The sequence below is a fragment of the Paenibacillus vortex V453 genome, from assembly GCF_000193415.1.
GTDB lineage: Bacteria > Bacillota > Bacilli > Paenibacillales > Paenibacillaceae > Paenibacillus_AQ > Paenibacillus_AQ glucanolyticus.
The window spans coordinates 308,330-331,597 of record NZ_ADHJ01000017.1 but is presented as its reverse complement, the minus strand read 5'-3'; the positions used below and the strand labels follow the sequence as shown (position 1 = coordinate 331,597).

General features: G+C 50.2%; 22 protein-coding genes, 2 tRNA genes and 4 pseudogenes. 2 read left to right on the top strand and 26 right to left on the bottom strand.

Features of this window, described 5'->3' with window-relative positions; genetic code table 11:
* The first annotated feature begins 324 nt into the window (after positions 1-324).
* Positions 325-603 carry a tyrosine-type recombinase/integrase gene (locus PVOR_RS31625; RefSeq protein ID WP_327196531.1) on the top strand — a complete coding sequence of 93 codons (279 nt, stop codon included), beginning with the start codon at positions 325-327 and terminating at the stop codon, positions 601-603.
* 121 nt (positions 604-724) lie between these two features.
* Here the strand turns inward: PVOR_RS31625 and PVOR_RS10400 are convergent.
* The 25 genes and pseudogenes from PVOR_RS10400 to PVOR_RS30610 form a co-directional block, all read right to left on the bottom strand.
* A tRNA-Ile gene (locus tag PVOR_RS10400) sits at positions 725-798 on the bottom strand.
* 55 nt (positions 799-853) lie between these two features.
* Positions 854-939 (bottom strand) — tRNA-Met (locus PVOR_RS10395).
* An 82-nt stretch (positions 940-1,021) separates the two neighbouring features.
* Positions 1,022-1,186 carry a hypothetical protein gene (locus PVOR_RS30995; protein ID WP_006209118.1) on the bottom strand — a complete coding sequence of 55 codons (165 nt, stop codon included), beginning with the start codon at positions 1,184-1,186 and terminating at the stop codon, positions 1,022-1,024.
* 222 nt (positions 1,187-1,408) lie between these two features.
* The gene (locus tag PVOR_RS10390; protein ID WP_006209117.1) at positions 1,409-1,681 is read right to left on the bottom strand and encodes a WXG100 family type VII secretion target; all 273 of its coding nucleotides are present in this window, start codon (positions 1,679-1,681) and stop codon (positions 1,409-1,411) included.
* A gap of 54 nt (positions 1,682-1,735) precedes the next feature.
* Positions 1,736-2,005, bottom strand: a complete 270-nt coding sequence (locus PVOR_RS10385) for a DUF4176 domain-containing protein (protein WP_006209116.1) — start codon at positions 2,003-2,005, stop codon at positions 1,736-1,738.
* A gap of 2 nt (positions 2,006-2,007) precedes the next feature.
* Positions 2,008-2,466 carry a hypothetical protein gene (locus tag PVOR_RS31620; RefSeq protein ID WP_234972826.1) on the bottom strand — a complete coding sequence of 153 codons (459 nt, stop codon included), beginning with the start codon at positions 2,464-2,466 and terminating at the stop codon, positions 2,008-2,010.
* Positions 2,378-2,773 (bottom strand): hypothetical protein, encoded by a 396-nt coding sequence (locus PVOR_RS31615; RefSeq protein WP_006209114.1) that lies wholly within the window; start codon positions 2,771-2,773, stop codon positions 2,378-2,380. Before PVOR_RS31615 ends, PVOR_RS31620 begins: the two co-directional genes overlap by 89 nt.
* Positions 2,774-2,787: 14 nt before the next feature.
* Positions 2,788-3,861, bottom strand: a complete 1,074-nt coding sequence (locus PVOR_RS10375; protein ID WP_006209113.1) for a WXG100 family type VII secretion target — start codon at positions 3,859-3,861, stop codon at positions 2,788-2,790.
* Positions 3,862-3,931: 70 nt separating this feature from the next.
* A complete protein-coding gene (locus tag PVOR_RS10370) occupies positions 3,932-4,723 on the bottom strand; it encodes a hypothetical protein (RefSeq protein ID WP_006209112.1) in 792 nt (263 codons plus the stop codon).
* A 221-nt stretch (positions 4,724-4,944) separates the two neighbouring features.
* Positions 4,945-5,529, bottom strand: coding sequence for a TetR/AcrR family transcriptional regulator (locus PVOR_RS10365; protein WP_006209111.1), 585 nt, complete (start codon positions 5,527-5,529; stop codon positions 4,945-4,947).
* A gap of 3 nt (positions 5,530-5,532) precedes the next feature.
* Positions 5,533-6,330, bottom strand: coding sequence for an ABC transporter permease (locus tag PVOR_RS10360; protein ID WP_006209110.1), 798 nt, complete (start codon positions 6,328-6,330; stop codon positions 5,533-5,535).
* On the bottom strand, positions 6,327-7,244 hold the full coding sequence (locus PVOR_RS10355) for an ABC transporter ATP-binding protein (RefSeq protein ID WP_006209109.1): 918 nt from the start codon (positions 7,242-7,244) through the stop codon (positions 6,327-6,329). Before PVOR_RS10355 ends, PVOR_RS10360 begins: the two co-directional genes overlap by 4 nt.
* Positions 7,245-7,487: 243 nt before the next feature.
* Positions 7,488-8,129: an orotate phosphoribosyltransferase gene (gene pyrE, locus PVOR_RS10350; protein ID WP_006209108.1), complete on the bottom strand. Its 642-nt coding sequence runs from the start codon at positions 8,127-8,129 to the stop codon at positions 7,488-7,490.
* Positions 8,126-8,869, bottom strand: a complete 744-nt coding sequence (gene pyrF, locus PVOR_RS10345; protein WP_006209107.1) for an orotidine-5'-phosphate decarboxylase — start codon at positions 8,867-8,869, stop codon at positions 8,126-8,128. Before pyrF ends, pyrE begins: the two co-directional genes overlap by 4 nt.
* A 20-nt stretch (positions 8,870-8,889) precedes the next feature.
* Positions 8,890-12,096 carry a carbamoyl-phosphate synthase large subunit gene (carB, locus tag PVOR_RS10340; protein WP_006209106.1) on the bottom strand — a complete coding sequence of 1,069 codons (3,207 nt, stop codon included), beginning with the start codon at positions 12,094-12,096 and terminating at the stop codon, positions 8,890-8,892.
* A gap of 1 nt (position 12,097) precedes the next feature.
* A pseudogene (gene carA / locus PVOR_RS10335) lies at positions 12,098-13,238 on the bottom strand (glutamine-hydrolyzing carbamoyl-phosphate synthase small subunit).
* 60 nt (positions 13,239-13,298) lie between these two features.
* Positions 13,299-14,601, bottom strand: a pseudogene (locus PVOR_RS10330) (dihydroorotase).
* 112 nt (positions 14,602-14,713) lie between these two features.
* The gene (locus tag PVOR_RS10325) at positions 14,714-15,628 is read right to left on the bottom strand and encodes an aspartate carbamoyltransferase catalytic subunit (RefSeq protein ID WP_269148277.1); all 915 of its coding nucleotides are present in this window, start codon (positions 15,626-15,628) and stop codon (positions 14,714-14,716) included.
* The gene (pyrR, locus tag PVOR_RS10320; protein WP_006209104.1) at positions 15,628-16,188 is read right to left on the bottom strand and encodes a bifunctional pyr operon transcriptional regulator/uracil phosphoribosyltransferase PyrR; all 561 of its coding nucleotides are present in this window, start codon (positions 16,186-16,188) and stop codon (positions 15,628-15,630) included. The genes PVOR_RS10325 and pyrR overlap by 1 nt, the downstream gene beginning before the upstream one ends.
* Before the next feature lie 317 nt (positions 16,189-16,505).
* Positions 16,506-17,760: pseudogene (locus tag PVOR_RS10315) on the bottom strand (LL-diaminopimelate aminotransferase).
* A gap of 455 nt (positions 17,761-18,215) precedes the next feature.
* A pseudogene (abc-f, locus tag PVOR_RS10310) lies at positions 18,216-19,885 on the bottom strand (ribosomal protection-like ABC-F family protein); the annotation flags it as partial.
* A 142-nt stretch (positions 19,886-20,027) separates the two neighbouring features.
* Positions 20,028-20,189 carry a hypothetical protein gene (locus PVOR_RS30990; protein WP_006209100.1) on the bottom strand — a complete coding sequence of 54 codons (162 nt, stop codon included), beginning with the start codon at positions 20,187-20,189 and terminating at the stop codon, positions 20,028-20,030.
* A 77-nt stretch (positions 20,190-20,266) separates the two neighbouring features.
* A complete protein-coding gene (locus tag PVOR_RS10305; protein WP_006209099.1) occupies positions 20,267-21,238 on the bottom strand; it encodes an RluA family pseudouridine synthase in 972 nt (323 codons plus the stop codon).
* Positions 21,238-21,738 carry a signal peptidase II gene (lspA, locus tag PVOR_RS10300; protein WP_006209098.1) on the bottom strand — a complete coding sequence of 167 codons (501 nt, stop codon included), beginning with the start codon at positions 21,736-21,738 and terminating at the stop codon, positions 21,238-21,240. Before lspA ends, PVOR_RS10305 begins: the two co-directional genes overlap by 1 nt.
* A 4-nt stretch (positions 21,739-21,742) precedes the next feature.
* The gene (locus PVOR_RS30610) at positions 21,743-21,886 is read right to left on the bottom strand and encodes a hypothetical protein (RefSeq protein WP_006209097.1); all 144 of its coding nucleotides are present in this window, start codon (positions 21,884-21,886) and stop codon (positions 21,743-21,745) included.
* Between the two features lie 62 nt (positions 21,887-21,948).
* Here PVOR_RS30610 and PVOR_RS10295 point away from each other — a divergent pair, with 62 nt between their 5' ends.
* Positions 21,949-22,689, top strand: a complete 741-nt coding sequence (locus PVOR_RS10295) for a TraR/DksA C4-type zinc finger protein (protein WP_006209096.1) — start codon at positions 21,949-21,951, stop codon at positions 22,687-22,689.
* A 79-nt stretch (positions 22,690-22,768) separates the two neighbouring features.
* On the opposite strand, the gene PVOR_RS10290 is transcribed toward PVOR_RS10295, so the two are convergent.
* Positions 22,769-23,116, bottom strand: coding sequence for a DUF5665 domain-containing protein (locus tag PVOR_RS10290; RefSeq protein ID WP_006209095.1), 348 nt, complete (start codon positions 23,114-23,116; stop codon positions 22,769-22,771).
* Positions 23,117-23,268 lie beyond the last annotated feature (152 nt).

Genomic DNA, 23,268 nt, shown 5'->3' with positions numbered 1-23,268 from the left:
CCACTTGCCTTAATTCTCCTTCGAATTTTTCAAAATCGTGCATGAGTATCGTCATCTTTTTATATTTTCCGAGCAGGAATTTTGTACGCTGGATCTCCGCTTCATTCGCTGTTGGAAAGAGTTCCCCTTGCCCCCATGACATCGCCGTTCAGGACTGGTCATACAGCGCCCTAAGACGAATGATTCAATCCGTAGGGTAAAATATTTCAGTTTATCTTAGACGACCTCCAGGAACGCTATGAGCAGATTTAGAAGTACAAATCTGAGTACGGTGATGGGTATGAGGATAATGATCTCGTATGCTGCTACCCAAACGGCGGTTATATAAAACCGAAACGTATAACAGAAGGAATGGACGTTTTGGTCCGGAAGGCAGGAGTAAAGAAGATTCGATTCCACGATTTAAGACATACCCACGCGTCATTTTTACTCCGGATTGGCATAAACCCCAAAGCGGCAGCTGAACGCCTCGGAATGACTCCAGCAATGTTCAATGAACGATACTCTCACTTACTCCCTACTATGCAAGATGAAGCCGTCGATAGGATTGAAGCAGAGCTTAAAAAGTACTCTGAAAAGACGCTAGATCCTGTGGATAAATAGCTGCCGTTAGCAAATGCGTTAGCAAATCGAAGTAACCTATATTTTCACCATAGTTTTATGCTACGTGTAACGCCCTTTTAAACAGCAAAAAACCCTTGCATCGCAAGGGTTTTCGATAAAGTGGGCCCTGAGGGACTCGAACCCCCGACCAATCGGTTATGAGCCGACCGCTCTAACCAACTGAGCTAAGGGCCCTGAACATACATGTACACATAAACATAAGGACGTCATACATACATCGTTTAAAAATTGGTTGCGGGGGCAGGATTTGAACCTGCGGCCTTCGGGTTATGAGCCCGACGAGCTACCGAAGCTACCGAACTGCTCCACCCCGCGTCAATGCTGTATCAAACAGCGACAAGAATAAATATACACCATTCCCTTGCATCAAGTCAAGTACTGTTTTAATGGAATTTAATCAAGGCATAAATCGAACGCCGTATCGGCCCTTCCTGGAACGGTAAACCTCCACCATCCGCGGATCATTGTACCCGAACAGCCATCCATCCTGCTCCAACCGTTTGGCGAAGCACCCTGCTTGAAATTTGGTTTTATACAGCTTTCCGTAATAGATCCAATTCATCCTATGCGACTCCTTACCTGAAGTATAATCTGCTGCTGTCATATTATGTCCAAACTTCCACTAAAAAACCGCAATATCCACAAAGTCCTTCCCTAATAAAAAAAACAATCAGCCCTATACCGTACCACTGATCTTAGCCCCGTCAAGGCGGCAATCTTTTCCCGGAATTCAACCGGGGAAAAGTCGCCAAGTTTGTTTTTGTCGCTTAATAAATCGCTCCGCCTATTGTCCGTCAGCCTCTGCAAACCGGGCAGCAATGCTCATGAGCTCCTGCTCCATCGAATTCATCATCTGGATAAAATTCACGAGCTGTGCCTTTGTCTCCTCAGCCTCTGTGCGAAACCGCTGCTGCGAAACACCCTCCCATTCTGCATTCAGCGTCTCAATGATCTGTGACATTCTGGCTACCAGTTCCCCGCCATAGTCACTTCCGCTGCGAATGTCTGCCGCTGCGCGGCGCAGTTCCTCCGGGGATACCTCTATGCGTCCTGACATGATCTACCTCACGCTCCTCCCTTATGAACCTTTATGAAAATATACTCTGGGATGTTATGTAGCTTTTGTCTCAGCCAGTACGGTTTGAAACTGCTCCTCCTCTTCGTCCTGGTAGCCGGTAAATATAATGTCCTGGATATCCTCATGATTAAACACATAGGCAAATTCCGGGCTAACATACCCTTCCGGGTACGGGCAGGCCAGATAATCGAACATTTGCGGCTGCTCAAGTGCAAGAATCTGCTTGCGCCCGTATATCACCAGCTTCTTCTCCCCTTGTTTCAAAATAACAATCGATCCGTTTGGCAATAACTGCTGTGTCATAATTACCCTCTCCTTTTCTTGCTTGGACGATGCGGTGCCACCGGTGCGCGCCCCTGTTTCATTTTGTTCAGATACGCTGCGTTCCGCTGCTCCTTCGGCAGCCCCAAAACGGGGTAATGCTCTTTCAGTTGATCCATATGATTCTGAATGAAGAAGTAGCGATGAATGAACACAACAGCCAAATACAGACCGAGAATCAACAGGACGGAAAAAGCCGCCATTCCCATCACGAACCTGCCAATATCTCCGATAACCGCGACTGCCAAGTAATAACCTGTGTAACCGATAGCCGCAAACAGCATGGCGGCCTTGCCAGCTTTTCCGACCCGACCCTGCCTCTCCATGGATTGGTAGGCTCCTTGCTGCAGCGCTCTAAAATGCAGGACATAGAATAGAGCGAGCAATAGCAGCATGACCGCTACCGAGCTGAGACCATATCCAATGGAATCCACTCCAGCCATGTGATACATCATTTTTAATATAGCGACCTGACAAGTAACGGCCTAGCGCCAAACCATACAACCCCAAATACAGCACGAAACCGACCTCGGATTGATACGGGTTTAAACTCAGGCCCACTCCCCACAGCAGCATAGCCCCCCATACTGCGCAAGCGATGTAAAAATAGATCGACATCATCGGCTCCGACAAAGTAACCAGTGCAGGTATCAGCATAATAAATAAAAAACATACGATGCCGCCCCGGATTTGCTCTGCGGGTATCAGCCGGAAATGAAATAACGCTTCCTCCGAAATCTTTGTGCCCATCTGTTACACTCCCCTTATTTGAACCAACCGGCTATCGTCGACCCTAATTTCTCAACTCCTATTTTTAAACCCTCGGTTAAAGTATCCTTCTCGCCATTCCCGTCAAAATCTGCAAACTTGATCCCATCCATGACATAGGAAGCACCCACCGAAACACCAAAACCGATTGCCGCACCCGCGAGGGTTCCGATCGGACCGCCCACCGCCGTCCCGATCAGCGCGCCGGCTTTGGCACCAGCTGCTGCGGAGGCTACAACCGTACCCAAGCCGACACCCACATCCACGGCAGCGTCCCCGGCTATTTTGGCTCCACTTTTGTTCTCATTGATATTCGTGACCAGATTGCCCACCGTTTGCATGGCGATACCCGCATAACCGAGCTTACCGCCTTTCCAGCTAAGCGAATCTTTAACCGCTGCGCCCGGAAGGACATATTTTGGGATTCGGGGGTGATTCCGCCAGTTGTATTCGGCATAGGTTTTCTTGCGGATATTGGCCATCATTCCGTTGGTCACATTGGCTCGCATATTGCCGCGTCTGTCCTTCTCAAGCCAGACTCCAAATCCGTTCCGGTACATGTCCCAGTATTTATACATCGTTCCTGATGCCGTTACGGTCCCGAACAATACGCCGGTGGCCGCCAGCGGGTTGCTGGACCATTGATCAGCCGTTCCGCCAAATGGAGCGAGCGCATTAAATTCAACCCCTGCTGCCGTTACGGGGGGATCTGACTTTTTGCTCCCGTTTTGTGCCAGGCTCGTCTGTAGCAGCAGATGCGGACTAATTTGAGCTACCGATTGTTTGCCGAAGGTCAAGCTGTTCCCAAGCGACTGGTCGGTTTGCGAGAAATCGCTGGCCTTCTTCACCAACTGCCCGCGATTCTGCTCCAGACGGCTTACCACCGACTGACAAGCAGCCCTGCACTGCGCCAGGCGCTGCTCAACCTGTGCACGATGACGTGTCTCCCACGACATGCTCTGAATGCGCTGCTGCATCCGCTCCTGAAGCTGCTGGACTTCCCGTGCAATATCAGATACCGCTGCTCCTTGCTGGTTCAGCATTTCGGGTACTACACGTATTTTGGTCATATCAAACAATCCTCCATGTAGTTGATCGAGAAGACACACTGTAAGATGTTACAGCCATGTTTGTCCTCTATCACTTTATACGCTCTATTACGGCTCCAAGCTCATGGATGATCTCTGTAACTTGGGCGCCCCGGATCTGATCCTGATCTCCTTCAGGGCGGATCAGCCAATTGGAATCTTTCCCCCTTAACAGTTCAATCCCTTGGATTCTGCAATTCAGATCCGGACAATAATACACAGTGAATGAAGCATATCTCTCCGGACTGCTTACAGAGTCAGCCAAAGCCGTAACAACGGATTCCGGGTAGCCTTGCGCCAGCAAATGCCGCTGCGGCTCCTGCTCACCTTGTTCAGCGTTCATCCATTGCTGGAACCAACCCTTAGGCAGAGCCAGAGGGCCCGTGCCGCGGTTTTTCCTATCCTCAAGCTGCAGGTAGCCAATGATCTTCAACCAGGCCTCTGAAGGCGTTCCCAGCTCCTCCAATACATATATCCGCTCACCGGATGGACCGCTCTCGATTTCGGATATTACGACAAGGGCTGAACTGTAGTAAATAAAACACTCCTTCGGTTCTCCCTCAGAACCGGTAACCCTCATGTGAATCGTTAACAGGGTCCGACTGCATACTTCTATGTATTCCAGCAATTCCTGCGCAAGAACCGGCTCGTTATCGACGGTATCTGTAACAATCAAGCCTTCCTCCAGGAGCTCCTGTTCTATCCTGGCCACTTCTGCGGGCATCTCCTCGGCAAGCGTACCGCGGAAAGGATCTTCGAGCCCGATGACAGCTCTTGCACCAACGATGCCGGTTAACACAAAAAATTGTTTGCCGGTCAGTTTGATCCTTGACGAAAATTCCAAAGATCTCTCCTCCTTACGGTCAGTCCCGCCTATTTTTGTAAATAAATCACAAGCCATCATTACTATTATAGGTGAGACGTCTCCTCCCCCTCTACCAAATCCTGGCCCTAAATTTATAGGAACATATACCCAATTCAGTCACATATAAAACAATGAATCGCTGAAAACCTACAAAAAAAAACATCCCGGGTCGTAAACAACCACTGGAATGTTCTTTGATTTCATGTAGGATGAGGCGGGTCATCCTTCTGGATAATGCCGTAATACATAATCGTCATCAACTGCTCACTCACCGCGTTAATGCTGCCCAGACCATTATACCACTCGCTCCGCGCCGTAAACTCCTTAATGAAGGTCATGAAAGCGACCAGCACCTGAGGGGAGATATCTTTTCGAATCTGGCCAAGCTGCTGGCCCTTAAAGATCAGCAATTCAAAATCAGGCACTAGATACTTCTGGTTGAACTGCATCAGCTTCTCCATCTGCTCCGGAAATTTGGCCAGATCCGTCACGAACTTCTGCGACACATGCACCGAAAATTTCTCCTGATCCCTATAGAAAATGGTTAATGCTTCAAGAGGATCCCTGGCCTGCTCCATCACATCGCGATAAATTGACATCAATTCCTCAATCATCCGATCCACTACATGATCCAGTAACCCTTCCTTGCTCTGATAATAATTATAAATGGTCATCTTGGAGACAGGCACCGCTTCCGCGATTTGTTCCATGCTTGTCTGCAAAATTCCATGTTCCAAAAACAACCGTTTCCCAGCTTCCAGCACTGCTTCTTTCTTGGCATTCATCGGTTAAACGATATCCCTTCTCTTCAGCATAAGGACACCTATGGCTGTGCCAGCCGCATACAGTCCTAATGTAACGACCCAGCTCACCGCTGTCAACCCGCCCCCCCGGACAATATCCAACGCATCGAAGAGCCCGTAGGGCGAGATTGAAGATACCTTATGCATCATCTCACTGCTGCCGGAGAGCAGCTTGAGCAGGAATGCCAGAACAGCGACTCCAGCTCCAACGGCCACAGCCGTGCGATCAGAAGAGAACCAGGAGGTAAACGCGTAACCGATCCCCATGAACAGCAGCACCAGTAAATAACCTGACAACAATAGCAGCAATAAGCCTCCATATTGCTCCAGTTGCACCGTATACCTAGCCAGCAGCAGAATAAGCAGTGAACCGACAACAAACACAATCGTCATATGCAGCCAGTTCGCAAACGCTTTGCTCCAGAATACCTCTCCTCTGCTGTAAGGCAGCGTGAACAGAAATTCTGCAGTGCCCCTGTCTCGTTCCCTGGATATGCTTCCAGCTGCCCACGACGTCGCAAAAGAAGATATCAGCACGATAAAATAGGGGTAGGCCTGCGTTGCCACGAACCCTTCGAAGGTACGAAAGCTTTCAGGCTCTATGCCAAATGCTTTAAGCAGGCCTTCCGGCAAACCTTTTATGAGCTGTTCCATTTCCGGATTGTTCACAAAGGCTTCTGCCTTGCCCAGCAAAAGAATCAGTATTAATAAGGTCACAAGAAAACACGTCCAGAATCCGCGTCTGTTTTGACGAAGCTCCTGTTGAACCAGATTCCACCTCATACCCGTTCCTCCTCTGCATGCTGCACCCGATAATCGTCCATGAACATTTCTTCAATTGTTGGCCTTCGAATCGTCAGATCCGCTATCGGAAGCCGGGATAATGCAGCCAGCGTATTCGACAACGGGTTTCCTCCCGTATCAAACCAATGATACGTTCCATCAAACTGGACCTTTGCATCGATAAACTTCAAAAGGTCGTTCTCGCGCTGATCACCCGGCATTTCCAGCCGAAGCATGATCCGATGGCTTCTCCCGGCAGACAAATCTTCCATGCGTGATATACGGAGCAGTTCACCATCACGTATAAAAGCAACTCGCTGGCACACCTTCTCCACCTCCGACAGCACATGAGTCGAAAAAAATATCGTCATGCCCCATTTCCGGTTGAACTCACCCAGCATTTGAAAAAACTCATGCTGCACAAGGGGATCCAGACCAGAAGTGGGCTCATCGAGAATAAGCAGTTCCGGCTGGTGCAGAAGAGCCAAAATGATGCCCAGCTTCTTTCGATTGCCAAGGGAATAGGCTTTGATTTTGATGCCGGGATCCCATTGCAGCCTTTCGGCATATTGAAGAGCCTCGGTCTGTTTAACTTTCAGCCCATGTGCTCTGGCGGTAAATTCAAGCATCTCCCTGCCCGTCATATTAGGATAGAGGATGATCTCTGATGGTAAGTAACCGATGCGCCGCCGAAGTTCCGGCTGCTCTTGCCGCATGGATGTGCCAAGCACATGAAGTTCACCCGAGCTTGGAGACAATAACTGCATGATCATTCGAATGGTAGTCGACTTCCCAGCGCCATTCGGTCCAATAAAGCCAAACACCTCGCCCTGCTCAACTGACATGTTCAAATCCTTAACTCCGTATGTAGAGCCAAACTTTTTATGGACACCTACTGCTTCAACAGCCAACATGGTCATCCCTCATTTATACTTTTATTTTATTTTTAGTATAAACTATGCCCTGATTAAATCCCATATACCCCTTATATATTTACTTTATTAATTCACAAAGTATAAATTGGTTTCTCATCACAAGGAATAAACAGCTACGGTTCTAGAGGCACTATCCCTTTCTAAAAAGATAAAAAACGCCGCCTCTGCAAAAAATCTCAGAGGCGGCAGTCGGATCAAAAATTATAATCTGTACAATAATGTTTATAGTCCGAAGGAGGAAGGATTCGCTCTCCAGGACTGAAGTAGCTGTACATCCTCTTCTTGAATCCGGTTTTCGGATAGGGCTACATCGATGAGTGCACCGTAATTGGACAAGCTCTGCAGCGGAATTCCAGCTTCGGCGAAGGCTTGTACCGCTTTATCCAGCTGATAGCTGAATATGGCCAGTACCGCCAGCGGCTCTGCACCTGCATCTTTGACCGCTTGCGCTGCTTTCAATGAGCTGCCGCCGGTGGAGATCAGGTCCTCAATCACAACCACCTTCTGCCCCGGCTTGATCAGACCTTCAATCAGGTTTTCCTTGCCATGGCCTTTGGCCTTGTCCCGAATATAAGACATCGGCAGCTTCAACTTCTGGGATACAAAGGCCGCGTGCGGAATTCCTGCTGTCGCCGTTCCGGCAATGGCTTCCGCTTCCGGATACTGCTCCCGGATGACAGCAGCAAACGATTCAGCGATGTAGTCACGAATCTCGGGGTAGGACATCGTCAGGCGGTTGTCGCAGTAAATTGGGGATTTGATGCCCGACGTCCATGTAAACGGCTGGTGTGGACGAAGGGAAACGGCCTCAATCTTCAGCAAATGGGATGCGATCTGATGCGGAATATTCGCGAGTGTACTCATGCTTGAATCATCTCCTCAATAATCTGTACTGCTGCTTGTCTAGGGTTTGCGGTAGAGGTAATTGGGCGACCAACAACTAGATAGTGGCTGCCCCTGCGAACCGCTTCTCCCGGCGTAAGCACCCGGGCCTGGTCACCGATATCCGCGCCAGCAGGACGAATGCCCGGGATAACGGTTTTAAAATCCTTACCGCACGCGGTGCGAATGGCTTCCACTTCAAGCGATGAAGCCACGACGCCGTGCAGTCCGGCTTGCTGGGCCAACGAAGCGTATCTTACAACGGTGCCCTCTACAAGCCCTGGGATCCCGATTTCGTTATTCATGACATCCTGATCCGTACTGGTTAACTGCGTTACCGCTATAATTGTAGGCATGGCAAGACCCGGGGTTTCCGCCACTGCGGCCTCTGCCCCGGCTTTTGCCGCCTGCATCATGAGCGCACCGCCGCCGGCGTGGACGTTAAACATGTCCACACCCAGCCGCGTAACGCTGTGCGAGCCGCCTTTTACCGTATTGGGGATATCGTGCATCTTCACGTCCAGAAACACGGAATATCCTTTTGCTTTCAGTTCTTTCACGAAGTCAGGACCTGCGGCGTAGAAGAGCTGCATGCCCACCTTCATGTAACAGGGAATGCCCTCGAGCTGCTGAACCAGATCCTTCGCACGATCGGCATCCGGGTAATCCAGAGCCACCATTAGGCGGCCCGCCATTTCATTGTAGCTTGAGCTTGCGTTCATCTGTACCCCTCCTTCTCGATTTAAACCGGCATCGCTTCCGAAGAGAAGTTGATCGTCTCCAGCATGGTCAGAAGCTCACGAACCGTATCGAGCGAGGTCATGCACACTACGCCGTTCTCAACCGCTTCACGGCGAATACGGAATCCGTCACGCTGCGGCGTTTTGCCTTTGGTCAATGTGTTAAAGACAAAGTTCGCTTCACCTGTGCGGATCATATCCAGAATATTTGGTGTTCCTTCGGACAGCTTGTTAATGGTCGTCACATCAAGTCCCGCTTCTTTTAATGCCGCGGCTGTTCCGCCTGTTGCTATGATTTTATAACCAAGCTTATGGAAGCCTTTGAGCAGTGCTGCTGCTTCGGCTTTATCCTTGTCTGCGATGGTAGCGATAATGGCACCCGTCGAAGGAATCTTCATGCCTGCACCGATCAGCCCTTTATATAGTGCCTTGGCATACTTCACATCGCGGCCCATCACCTCACCGGTAGATTTCATCTCCGGTCCGAGTGTAGGCTCAACGCGGCGAAGCTTCGCAAAGGAGAACACCGGCACTTTAACCGATACATAGTCGCTTTCCGGCCACATGCCTTCCTCGTATCCCAAATCCTTGAGCTTCCCGCCCATAATGGCCTGCGTAGCCAGGTTCGCCATCGGGATGCCGGTAACCTTGCTCAGGAATGGAACTGTCCGGGAGGAGCGCGGGTTCACTTCGATCACGTACACTTCATTTTTGTAGATAACGAACTGGATGTTGACAAGTCCGCGGGTATTCAGTTCCTTGGCAATCTTGATCGTAATCTCCGTGATCTTTTCCTTCAGATCCTGGGACAAGTACTGTGGAGGGTATACCGCAATCGAGTCACCGGAGTGAACTCCTGCGCGCTCTACATGCTCCATAATTCCCGGAATCAGAACGGTGTCGCCATCGCAGATCGCGTCTACTTCCACTTCCTTGCCCATCATGTACCGGTCAATCAGCACCGGATGATCCGGGTTAATCTTAACCGCCTCTTTCATGTAGCTAAGCAGCTCGCTGTCGGAGTATACAATCTCCATGGCCCGTCCGCCGAGTACATACGATGGTCTTACCAGTACCGGATAACCCAGCGATTGAGCCGTTTCTACAGCATCATCAACCGATATTACGGTTTTTCCTTTCGGTTGGGCAATGTCCAGTCTGGACAGGAGCGCTTCGAATTTTTTGCGATCCTCGGCTTCGTCAATGCTTTCCAGACTTGTGCCCAGAATCTTCACGCCCGCTTTGCTCAGCGGTTCGGCGAGATTAATGGCCGTCTGCCCACCGAACTGCACGATGACGCCGATCGGCTTCTCCTGTTCGATGACGTGCATAACATCTTCGAAGAAGAGCGGTTCGAAGTAGAGGCGATCCGACGTATTAAAGTCGGTTGATACGGTTTCCGGATTGTTGTTGATTATAACCGCTTCGTATCCCGCCTTCTGGATCGCCCATACAGCGTGCACGGTGGAGTAGTCGAACTCGATGCCTTGACCGATCCGGATCGGACCGGAACCCAGCACGATGACCTTTTCCTTGGCGGATTCGATGACTTCATTTTCCGTTTCATAAGTTGAGTAGTAGTATGGCGTTGTTGCTTCGAACTCTGCAGCGCAGGTGTCGACCATTTTGTAAACCGGACGCAATCCATGCTCGTGACGCAGGAACCTGATTGATTCTTCGGTTGTATGTGTACTCGCATTGCCTTCAGCGCGAAGCTCGGCAATTGCGCGATCCGTGAAACCAAGACGTTTCGCTTCGTACAGGGTTTCATAAGTCAATGAAGCTTCTTGGCGGATGTGATCTTCATATTTAATCAGGCGCTCGATTTTGTCCAGGAACCACCAGTCGATGTTTGTAAGGTCTTGGATCTGCTGCAGTCCATAACCGCGGCGGAATGCTTCGGCGATCAGAAATATCCGCTCATCGTCTGCTTTCACAAGACGCTGCTGGAGCACTTCATCACTCAGCTCAGCGGCACCTTTCAGGTAAAGACGGTGCACACCGATCTCCAAGGAGCGGACTGCTTTATGAATGGATTCCTCAAAGGTGCGTCCAATCGCCATCACTTCGCCGGTTGCCTTCATCTGTGTTCCCAGCTTCCGGTTAGCGTGGATGAACTTATCGAATGGCCAGCGCGGGATTTTGCTGACGATATAGTCCAGGGTAGGCTCGAAGCAAGCATAGGTCTGGCCCGTTACCGGATTGACAATCTCGTCCAGCGTGTAACCCATGGCGATTTTGGCTGCCATCTTGGCAATCGGATAACCCGTTGCTTTTGAAGCGAGCGCAGATGAGCGGCTGACCCGCGGATTTACCTCGATGACGTAGTATTGGTAGCTGTTCGGATCCAGCGCGAACTGTACGTTACATCCGCCTTCAATGTTCAGGGCACGGATGATCTTGAGCGATGCGCTCCGGAGCATTTGATACTCGCGGTCAGACAGCGTCTGGCTTGGTGCCACAACGATACTGTCGCCTGTATGAACGCCCACCGGATCGAAGTTCTCCATGTTACACACAACGATACAGTTGTCGTTCGCATCGCGCATGACCTCGTACTCGACTTCCTTCATCCCTGCGATGCTCTTCTCGATCAGACACTGTGTAATCGGGCTGTAGCGAAGGCCGGAGCTGACCGTTTCGCGCAGTTCCTCTTCCGTTGCGCAGATACCTCCGCCGGTTCCTCCCAAAGTGTAGGCAGGACGAACGATAAGCGGATAGCCGATCTCATCAGCGAAGTCCATTGCCTCTTCCAAAGTCGTTACGATGGTGCTCTCTGGTACAGGCTGCTCAAGCTCGCGCATCAGCTCACGGAACAAGTCGCGGTCTTCCGCTTTCTCAATCGATTCCAGCTGAGTTCCGAGCAGTTTGACATTCTCCTGTTCCAAAATGCCGGCACGCGCAAGCTCAACCGCCATGTTCAGACCCGTTTGTCCTCCAAGCGTTGGGAGCAATCCGTCCGGACGCTCCTGTCGGATGATTTGCGTGACAAAATCCAGGGTGATGGGCTCAATGTATACTTTATCCGCCATGTTAGTATCTGTCATGATGGTCGCGGGGTTGCTGTTGATCAGCACAACCTCGATACCTTCTTCTTTCAGTGCTTGGCAAGCTTGCGTTCCTGCATAGTCGAATTCCGCTGCTTGACCGATGACAATCGGACCGGAGCCGATGACGAGAATTTTTTTGAGTGTTTCATTTTTAGGCATATTAGCGAGCTCCTTTCACGGCTGCGGCCAGAACCGCCTGGCGCGGCTTCCGGACTTCATTCTCTTTATGGTCTCTTATCATTTCAAGGAATTGATCGAACAGATAGCTGCTGTCGTGCGGTCCAGGTGCAGCTTCAGGGTGATACTGTACGGAGAAGGCCGGGAATTTCGAGTGCTTCAAGCCTTCAATCGTTTTATCGTTGTTGTTGATATGCGTGACTTCAAGCTCCGTGCCTTTAACGGAATCTTCATTTACTGTAAACCCATGATTCTGGGAAGTAATATAGCAGCGTCCGCTGGCAAGCTCTTTAACCGGATGGTTCCCGCCGCGGTGTCCGAATTTTAGCTTCTCGGTGTCGGCGCCCGCAGCCAGTGCAAACAATTTGATGACCCAGGCAGATGCCGAAGTATCGGATAATTCGCCAAGCAGTTGTTTGACCATATCGTACAGCGTACGGAACATCTTTCGGGTCCCCAGGGCCGTTAGACAACTGGATTCCATCCGGATGGAGTCTGCGGATTTCGTCCGCAGTGGTGTCATGCGGAACCACGATCACATCGCAGCCACGGGAAGTCAGCTCGCGTAAAATCCCGCTTTTTGCACCGAAGTCAACCAGAACAATCCGTTCCTTGGAGCCGGGGCTCGTAAACATTTGCGGTGTTGAAGTACTTGCCACCTGATTGCGAAGTTCAGCAATCGTTGTGTCGCCGAGCATTTCCTTCAGCTCTTCTACCGGCTTGTTGGAAGTTGTCAGAATCCCCTTCATGGTTCCGTAATGACGGATGATGCGGGTCAACATCCGTGTATCGATTTCGCTGATCCCTGGAATTCCATATTCCTTCAACAAGCTGTCAACGCTGTATTCTGCACGCCAGTTGCTAGGAACAGGCTCATGACGACGAACAACGAATCCGTGGACGAACGGCCGAATGGATTCAAAGTCATCCCGCGTGATGCCGTAGTTTCCGATCAAAGGGTATGTCATCGTCACGATCTGTCCGCAGTAGGACGGGTCGCTCAGCACCTCTTGATATCCTGTAATCCCTGTATTGAAAACAACCTCTCCGGTCATTTCAGCATCCGCGCCGAAGGATTTTCCGCTGAACAGCGTACCGTCCTCCAGTAACAATCTTGCCTGCATCCCGATCACTCCTGTCATCTATGTGTAATATATTTTATAAGTCATTGGCCTAAGTGTTACTTAAAATCCATTTTGTTCGGACCATTTCATATCGCCGTCCACCCAAGTCATCACAGGCCAGCCCTTCAGCTTCCAGCCGGTGAATGGAGTGTTGCGGCCTTTCGTAGCGAACTCTTCCGGGTTCACTTCCTTCTCGGCTTCCAGGTCAATCATGGTCAGGTCCGCTGCTGCCCCGGCTTCCAGCACACCCGTTGCAAGACCGAATACTCTTGCCGGATCACTTGTCATCCGTTTGACCAGCAGTGCGAGATCCCATTTGCCTGTTGCAACAAACTTGGTATAGAGCAGTGGAAATGCCGTTTCGAATCCAACGATACCGAACGGTGCGAGCTCCATGCCTTTGGCTTTCTCTTCAGCGCTGTGCGGGGCATGATCCGTCACGATCATATCAAGCGTTCCGTCCAGCAGACCTTCTATACAAGCCTCTACGTCACGCGGAGTGCGCAGCGGCGGATTCATCTTCCAGTTTGCATCAAGGCCGGGAATATCTTCGTCCGATAGCACCAGATGGTGGGGGCGATACCTCAGCTGTTACCGAGATGCCAATCGCCTTCGCCTGGCGGATCAAACGTACGGACTGCTCTGTGCTCACATGGCATACATGGTAGTGTACCCCGGTGGCTTCCGTCAGCAAAATATCCCGTCCGACATGGATTGCTTCCGACTCGTTCGGAATTCCTTTCAGGCCATGCTGCTGGGCGAACTTGCCTTCGGTCACGCAAGCTCCCTTTACCAGCGAATCGTCCTCGCAGTGAGCGATAACCGGCATGCCCAGCGCTTTAGCTTTTTTCATGGCATCTTTCATCATCTGTGCGTTCTGTACGCCGACCCCGTCATCCGTGAATCCAATCGCCCCTGCTGCCTTCAAGGCTTCGAAGTCTGTCAGTTCACGACCCAGCTCATTCCTGGTTATTGCAGCGTAAGGCAGCACCTTCGCAAGATTCGCCTCACTCGCTTTGTCCAGTATCAGTTTCACCGTTTCAGGCGAGTCGGTAACCGGCCTTGTGTTAGGCATGCAGGCGATGGTCGTAAATCCGCCCTTCACTGCTGAGCGGCTGCCGCTCTCGATCGTTTCCTTGTGCTCATAACCCGGCTCTCTCAAGTGCACATGCATATCGATGAATCCCGGTGTGACCAGTTTGCCCTCGGCATCGATTATCCGCACGTTCTCGCCCGCTTCCGGTAAGGCTCCAGCCTCACTCACAACCGACTGAATCAATCCGTCTGCAATGACGATATGTTTGTCTTCGAGCTGTCCTTGTTCATTGATCACTTTGGCATTCCTTATCACTTGCATTTGCATCTTGGTTCCCCTCCGCAGCAGAAGCACCGTTCGCTTCTTTGTATATTGTATAATAAAAATTCATGTTTGTGTATAATTATTAATATTTATTCATCCATATTCATGCTTCAGGTTAGCCCTTCATCGCCCGTTCCATAACCGCCATGCGAATCGGCACTCCGTTCGCCATCTGATTGAATATCATCGATCTGGGACTTTCCACAACCGTGTCATCAATTTCAACGTTCCGGTTCACGGGTGCCGGATGCATAATCATCGTGTGCCCTGACAGCCTCGCTGCCCGTTCTTCCGTAAGACCGTACTGCTCCCGGTATTCCGCGCTGGATTTGAATACTCCTGCGTTATGACGCTCCAGCTGAACCCTCAGCATCATAACCACATCAGCCTTCAGCGCCGTCTCCATCGATACATAAGGTGCATACTGGGCAAGCTCTGGTGCCTGCATCGTTTCCGGTGCGCAGAACTGCACATGCGCTCCGAATTTCTGCAGCGCCCACAAGTCCGAACGCGCCACCCTGCTGTGTTTGATATCTCCGATGATAGACACCGTTAATCCTTTAAGCTCTCCGAAACTTTTCTTCATTGTATATAGGTCAAGCAGTGCCTGCGTTGGATGCTCATTGTTGCCATCTCCTGCATTCACCAGTGGAATCGACACCCGTTCTGCCAGTTCTTGAAGCACTCCTGAAGGTTTCAAGCGGATGACACCTGCGTCAATCCCCATCGATTCCAAGGTCCGCACGGTATCGTAGATCGACTCGCCCTTCTCTACACTTGAGGCTGCCGCTGCAAAGTTCATCACCTCGGCGCCGAGTCTTTTCTCAGCCATTTCAAAAGAAAATCTCGTTCTGGTGCTGTTCTCGAAGAACATATTAACCGCAAATTTTGATTTGAGTACCGGTACCACTTTGTCGGACTGCGCTTCCCAATATGCCGCCCGATTCAAGATCGATCCAATCTCATCTCTGCTAATATCCTTCAATCCTAAGAGGCTGCGTTCTTTCACTGAAATGGCTGTTGTCATGATTATCGTTCCTCTCTTTGGCTAATGGTCACTTCATCCTTGCCGTCGATTTCGGTTAATGCCACCGTAATTTCCTCATGTTTAGAGGTAGGAACGTTCTTTCCGATATAATCCGGCCGGATCGGGAGTTCGCGATGGCCGCGATCTGCGAGAACCGCAAGCTGTATCATTCTTGGCCGCCCGCAATCCATCAGGGCATCCATCGCCGCCCGAATGGTTCGTCCGGTGTACAGCACATCATCGAACAAAATCACTTTCTTATCATGGATGTTCAGGTGCTCCAGACTGAGCTTTGCTCCTTCCACCCGCTCTGCGGTGGCTTCCTTACTATCCCGGTCATCCCGGTAGGAGGTCACATCAATCTCTCCCCAAGGAATCGGCGTACCTTCAATCTCGTTCATTCGCTCGGCGATTCTCTGAGCCAGAAACACCCCGCGTGTACGGATGCCGACCAGTACACAATCTTCAATCCCTTTATTCTTTTCCAATATTTCATGGGCAATTCTCGTTAGCGCGCGGCGGATGGCCGTCTCGTCCATAATCACATGCTGTTCATTGCTCATCCTTAAGTCCTCCTTCAACACGTTTGATTAGCCCTTTCCAGTTCCTGACGATCCGTGGGTTTCTTACACACAAAAAAACTCCTTGCCCGGCTTGGACAAGGAGTTGATCTCATAGAGATAGTGTGGAAAGCGCAGCATCTATCCGCAGACAGAGCTATGCCTCCTGTTAATGAACCTCGGTTCACGTTACCTTGCCAGCCTCACGGGACTGATTTAAAGGTGCTATTCGATTGATCTCATTATGACAGACCCCACAGGAGATGTCAACCTCGATCATGTCGAAAGTTGTCGCGTTCCGAACAGAGTTTATTACGCTATTAAAATTCGAATTCCACATCGCTAAGTCTGCTGCGAATTTCGGAAATTACCCGTTTCTCTTCTTCCTCACCGTCAGCAATGAAGGTCACGGAGAAGCGAACGAAATGTCCTGCATCATCCCAAGGCACCGTAGAGATCAGTTTCTCGCGGATCAGATATTGGGAGAAGTCCTCTCCGGACTCAAAGCGGCGGCCGCCTTTAACTCCTTTTGGAGCCTCCACATACAGGAAGAAGGAGCCTTTCGGTTTCTCGGCTGTAAAGCCAAGTTCATTCAGCACGTCCACCAGCATATTGTGACGACGCGAATACTTCTCTGCAATCTTCTCGGTAATTTGCGGATTGTCCAAGCCGTATGCTGCTGCCTTTTGGATGGCTATGAATTGACCGGAGTCGTTGTTGTCCTTCACATCGCCAAACGCTTTGACCACAAGCGGATTGCCGGCGATGAAGCCGATGCGCCATCCTGTCATGTTGTAGGATTTGGACAAGGAGTGAAGCTCCACGCCAACATCCTTCGCGCCAGGTACGGAGAGGAAGCTGAGCGGCTTCAAGCCATCGTAGGTGAGCGCTGCATATGGAGCATCGTGGACGACGACAACTCCGTACTTGCGAGCCCATTCCACAACCTCGGAGAAAAACTCAACGGTTGCGCTGGCACCCGTCGGGTTGTTCGGATAGTTCAGGTAGAGCAGTTTTGCACGGCGTGCAATGTCTTCAGGAATGGAACTGAGATCCGGCAAAAACGCGTTTTCTTTTTTCAATTCCACATTGTATACTTCGCCGCCCAAATACTTGGTGTGCGTGCCAAGCACGGGATATCCCGGAACCGTCATAATGGTTACATCCCCCGGGTTAATGAAGCAGGATGGCAGCATAGCCAGTGCAGGTTTGGAACCAATGGAGTGCAGCACTTCTGTAGCCGCATCGATTCCTTCGACGCCAAACACATTCTTCAAGTAGCGAACAGCCGCTTCCTTAAACTCAGGAATTCCGTTATCCGCATATCCCCGGTTTTCCCGCTTGGAGGCTTCCTCAGCGAGCTTCGCCACGATGCCTGCGTCCGCCATCTCGTCCGGCTCGCCAACACCCATATCGATAAGCTCCGTGTTCGGATGCTCCTGCTTCGCAGCTGCCTTCGCTCTCTTGATTTTCTCAAATTTATAAATGGCTGTATCTTTGCCATAGTTGGCACCGCCGTATACGGTTAGCAAAGTTTTGCTGAATGTACGTTTCCTGATATTTGTCAATACTCATGATTTGTAGTTCATCTCCTACTCTTGCAATGATATTCATCCATAAATATGCCGTAAAATCTCGGCAGGAGCCATGCATTATATATCAAATGATTTGTACTTTTTCAGCTTGATCGTATGTCATAGACTTAAGCCTCATCAGCAAAATCCAGCTTAAGACAATTCCAGCCATTCCGCCAGGAGCTCGTCACGATTCGCAGCCAGCGACTCACGCTCATTCCAGCGCTGTTCCAGAAGCGCTGCATCCGTTCCGTCAACCATCGGACCCTCTGTCTCAAGCCATCCATCAAGCTGTTGAATGAGTCTCTCCAAACGGTCGATCTCCTCCTCCAGCCAATGGCTCCGTTCGGCAGAAGATGGATTCTCTCTTATTCGGTTTGAATGTTGCGCAGGTTGAGCGCTGGTCTTCTCCTTCGCTTTCTGCTGCGCTATCTTCGGCAAGGCAATGTCATCTCTTCCGCCTGGAAGCTCTCTTGCAAGTGACGCTGCAGCCAACTGATCCTTCTTGGCTCGAAAATCATCATAATTTCCCAAGTAAACGACTAAGCGTTGCCTTGTTCCAAATCCCATACTTTATGAGACAGCTGATTGACAAAATACCGGTCATGAGAGATGGCAAGTACGGTCCCCGCATAATCTCGCAATGCATCCTCCAGCGCTTCGCGTGAGGCGATATCCAAATGGTTGGTTGGTTCATCCAGAAGAAGCAGATTCGGCTTCTGGTATATAAGCAGCGCTAACCTTAATCGTGTCCATTCACCGCCCGACAGCTGCCCGACCGTTCTGAATACAGCCGCTCCGTAGAACAGATACCTTGCCAATATCCCGCGAGCTTCGCCTTCCTCAACCCCGGCCTTCCCGCGGAAATATTGAAGCACGGATTCCTTGGGATTCTCCGGCTCTTCTTGTTGCGCCAAGTAGCCCACATCCACCCTGGAACCCCATTCCAGCGTTCCGGAATCCGGCATCAGCTCTCCCATCAGCACCTTGAAGAGCGTTGTTTTACCGCTGCCGTTCGAGCCCATGAGCACAATCTTCTCACCATACTCTAGCAAGCCGGATGCCCCTCTCAGCACCCTCTGATCTCCGTAAGCAACCTCAACTTGTTCAAAGTATGCCACACGGCGGCCCGAACGATCCTGCGGATTGAGATCAAAATCAGCTTGCCTCCGTTCCAATACAGGCCTCTTGACCTGTTCCATCCGTTCCAGCGCCCTGCGCATGGACGCCGCCCGTTTGAAAAATTTCTCATTGCCGCCGATGCGTCCGAATTCCTCCAGCTGCTTGATCGATTCCTTCATCTTTTTGATCACTTTCTGCTGCTCTTGATACTCCGCAAACTGTTGGAGCAACCGTTCCTCCTTATCTCTCATAAATGCGGTGTAACCGCCATTGGCTGTGAAAACTTCCCCATCCTCGATCTCAATCGTTTTGGACACCACCCGATCGAGAAAATATCGGTCATGGGAGATAATGACGCAGGTTCCCGGATAGTCGCGCAGAAAACCCTCCAGCCATTCGGTACGTGCCAGATCCAGATGATTGGTCGGTTCATCAAGCAGCAGCAATTCCGGCTGTACGATCAGCTGTGATGCCAGCATCACCCGAGTTTGTTCTCCGCCAGACAACGAGCCGAAAGTATGCCCGTACTCACGCTTGGAGATTTGAAGCCCTGAAGCAATCCTATCGATGCTGGCCTCAAGTTCATAACCGCCCTCGATCTCAAACCGCTCCTGAAGAGCTGAATAGCGGCGGAGTACACGATCTAATTGCGCTGCATCCGCGGCGATCTCAACATCACTCATTTTCTTCTCAAGCTCTGTCATCTCCGTTCGGTAGTCCGTCAGATGACTCAAGCCCTGTGACAGCACATCCAGCACCGTCCAGGCATCCATATAGCTCGGAATTTGCTCCAAATATCCGATTTTCGCATTCTTCTTTATCGCCAATTGTCCTTCGGTTGGCTTGTCATGACCAGCAAGAAGACGCATCAGCGTTGACTTTCCGCTTCCGTTGCTTCCGATGAGAGCAACCTTCTCGCCTTCTTGGATTTCAAATGATATCTGGTCCAGCACCAAATTGGCGCCGTGGTATTGAGTAAGTTTTTGTACATTGATCATATTCATATTAGGTTTCCTCCTGTATGCTCCGAACAAATTTCATCCGTACTGTTCGAATGCCTGTTAGCTGGAGAAGAACCGGGCGCTGCAAATGCAAAAAGGGCCCACAGAGCAAGCTCTGCGGACCCTTAAGAATAGTAAGCCTTAATTAGGGCTTAATCCGTGCAGGCAGGCAGGTGACTTCTCGCGATGGTACAACCGTATAATTGAAATTGGACAGACCTCTCCCGTTGTAGAGAAATGCATGAACAATGCCAGCCATAGATACAGGTAGCTGGCTAATACGGTTGTTTACCATCTCGATATTCATCCTGCTCACCTCCTTCATTAAAGTTATCGTCACTATAACATACCCGACAATTCAAACGCAAGAAAAAAAAGGAACCGCTAGCGGCCCCTTAGGATCGCCAGCAATTCCTCCATATCCTTCGGCATCGGTGCAGAAAACTCCATGTACTGTCCGCTTGAAGGATGGACAAAACCTAAAACGGCTGCATGAAGCGCCTGCCCGTTCAGTTTGATTCCCTTGCTCTTGCCGTATACGGGATCACCCACAAGCGGATGGCCGATATACTTCATATGCACGCGGATTTGATGCGTTCGTCCTGTCTCCAGCTTCAGCTCGAGAAGACTATAGTCTCCGAACCGTTCCACCACGGTAAAATGAGTAACTGCATGCTTGCTGTTTCGGTCCGTCACCGTATATAATTTACGATCCTGCGCATCCCTGCCGATAGGTGCATCAATCGTTCCTTGATCATGACTGATATTTCCATGTACAAGAGCCAGATAACGACGGTTCACGCTATGGTCCTTCAATTGAGCGGCCAGAGAAGCATGAGCTTTATCGTTCTTGGCTGCCATGATTAAACCGGTTGTATCCTTGTCAATTCGATGAACGATGCCAGGCCGAAGCTCCCCGTTAATGCCAGACAAGTCCTTGCAGTGAAACATCAGCGCATTCACAAGCGTTCCGGAGGAATGCCCCGGTGCCGGGTGAACCACCATCCCTCTCGGTTTATTCACCACAATCACGTCCCGATCTTCAAAAGCAATTTCAAGCGGGATGTCCTCCGGAATAATCTCAACTACCGATGGCTGAGGTACACTCAGCACAATATGATCACCCTGACTCACCTTATAATTGGATTTTACAGGTTCCTCGTTGACCTTAACATGTCCATCTGTAATCCACAACTGCACCTGGGAACGCGAAACTTCTTCCCCTAGGCTCTCCGTTATGTATTTATCTAAACGGGTCTTGGAGGAATCAGCATCTACGGTCCACTCATGAAGCTCCTGGCCCTGTACCGTTCCATCGTTAAAGTCCGAATCCATATCCATTCCGTCTTGCAACATCATTCATTCCCTTCTGTACCCGAAACTCCACTTGTTGTCTTCATCTTCTCGCGTCTTCCGTCCAGAAGCGTATCCAATATAATTAACGCCACACCGATCACAATACAGGAATCAGCAATATTAAATATCGGGAATGTGTAGCTGCCGAAATTGAACTGCAGGAAATCCACAACCTCTCCCATTACCAGGCGATCGATGAAGTTCCCCAAAGCCCCGCCAAGAACAAGCGCAAGTGCTGTAGGCAGTAATCTGCGTCCTTCCTTCACTACCTTTTGCAAGTACCAGATGATACCTGCCACCACGATAAGCGTCACAACAATGAAGAACCATAATTGATCCTGCAGTATGCCAAACGCGGCTCCCCGATTTCGGCTCGATGTGATCAGGAAGAAATCACCGATTACCGGAATCTGCTCATATAGCTCCAGGTTTGTGGCAATCAAGTACTTGGTGCCCTGATCAATAAGAAATAAAACAAATGCAATCAAATAATATACCACTTGTTTATGTCACTCCGTTCTTGTCTTCTCCAACCAAACGTTCACCTTCGCTGATCGGTACATAACTCGTCTTATTGTAGCACAGCGGCTCAGAAATCGTCCATTCCTGTCCATTGGCGAGAACATTTTCCGTCAGTAAAACCGACACGATAGGTGCACTCTATACATATGAATCAGAAGGTCAACTTCGGACCATGAAAGGAGCCTGACATGTCGCATTTAACTCAGGAGCAACTCGATATTCTGCAACAGAAGCTGATGGATCAAAAAGTTGAGCTTGAACGGCGCATGATCTATAACGACCAGCATGGGCTCGGCGAGTCCGAGAGAGATTCAACCGGCGAGTTATCACATATCGATAATCACCCCGGTGATCTGGCTACAGAGCTCTATGAGCGGGAAAAAGACCTCGCCCTCCAGGACAGGGTAGATCTTGAACTGCAACGTGTCATTTTCTCACTTGAAGCCATCCATCACGGACGCTATGGTGTTTGTCTGACCTGCGGCCAGCCCATTCCATATGAACGGCTGGAAGCTCTGCCTGATACGCAATATTGCGTAAAAGACACTCCGCGTGAAAACCTGTCCTACAATCGTCCGATTGAGGAAGAGGTGCTGGCGCCCGCTTTTGGTAAATCCAGCATGGATGAACATGAGTATTCCGCTTTTGATGGCGAGGACGCTTGGCAGATCGTCGAAAGCTGGGGCACCTCCAACACACCTGCAATGGCGGAAGGAAACGACATTGACAGTTATAACGAGATGGATATCGAGAATGGCGATGATCATGGCGGTTTTGTTGAGGTATATGAAAATTTCGTTGCAACCAATATCGATGGTTCCGAGGTCTTTATCGTGCGTAGTCCCCAGTACGTTGATTACCTGAATCGGGGCGAAGGAAGTTACCTCCTTGATCCCAACGGGGACCCCGATGATGAATCCTTCAGCTAACTAATAGTTCCGGGTGGGCGGTATGACTGCGATTAGGGCAGCTGCCGGCCCCTTGTACATACTTGCAAAGCATTCCTTGTTATGTCAACTCCAGCTGACGCTGAACAATACGCACAATGTCTGCAATATAATCACCGATAATCGGCAAATTCAGTGCGCCCAGCGCCTGAAGAACGTAGATGATGGTGGCTGCAAAAAAGGTGAAACCAATCGCAATCCCCACGCCGCGGGCTGTGCCAGCCAGCAGATTCGTCCATATCAGCTTCCAGGGCCGGTTCAACAGCTGAGTGTATTCCGCAATCCGGGACTTCTCCAGCTGTTGTGCAATGTCCGTGGTCATTCGGTGTATCGCGCTCAGTTGATCCTTATCTTCATCCAACACCTTCTTCTCTTCTGTTAACTCCGCTTCATCCGACTTCTCCGCCATATTTCAACGCCCCTTTAGCCGCAATCTCTGCCTGGATACGAAACCACGATTCGCTGATTATTATGTATCTATTGGTAGAATATCATTCGTATAGAACCTTAACCGCTGAAGAACCCTGCTTCAACTTGAATATGAAAAAAACCAACGCCCCA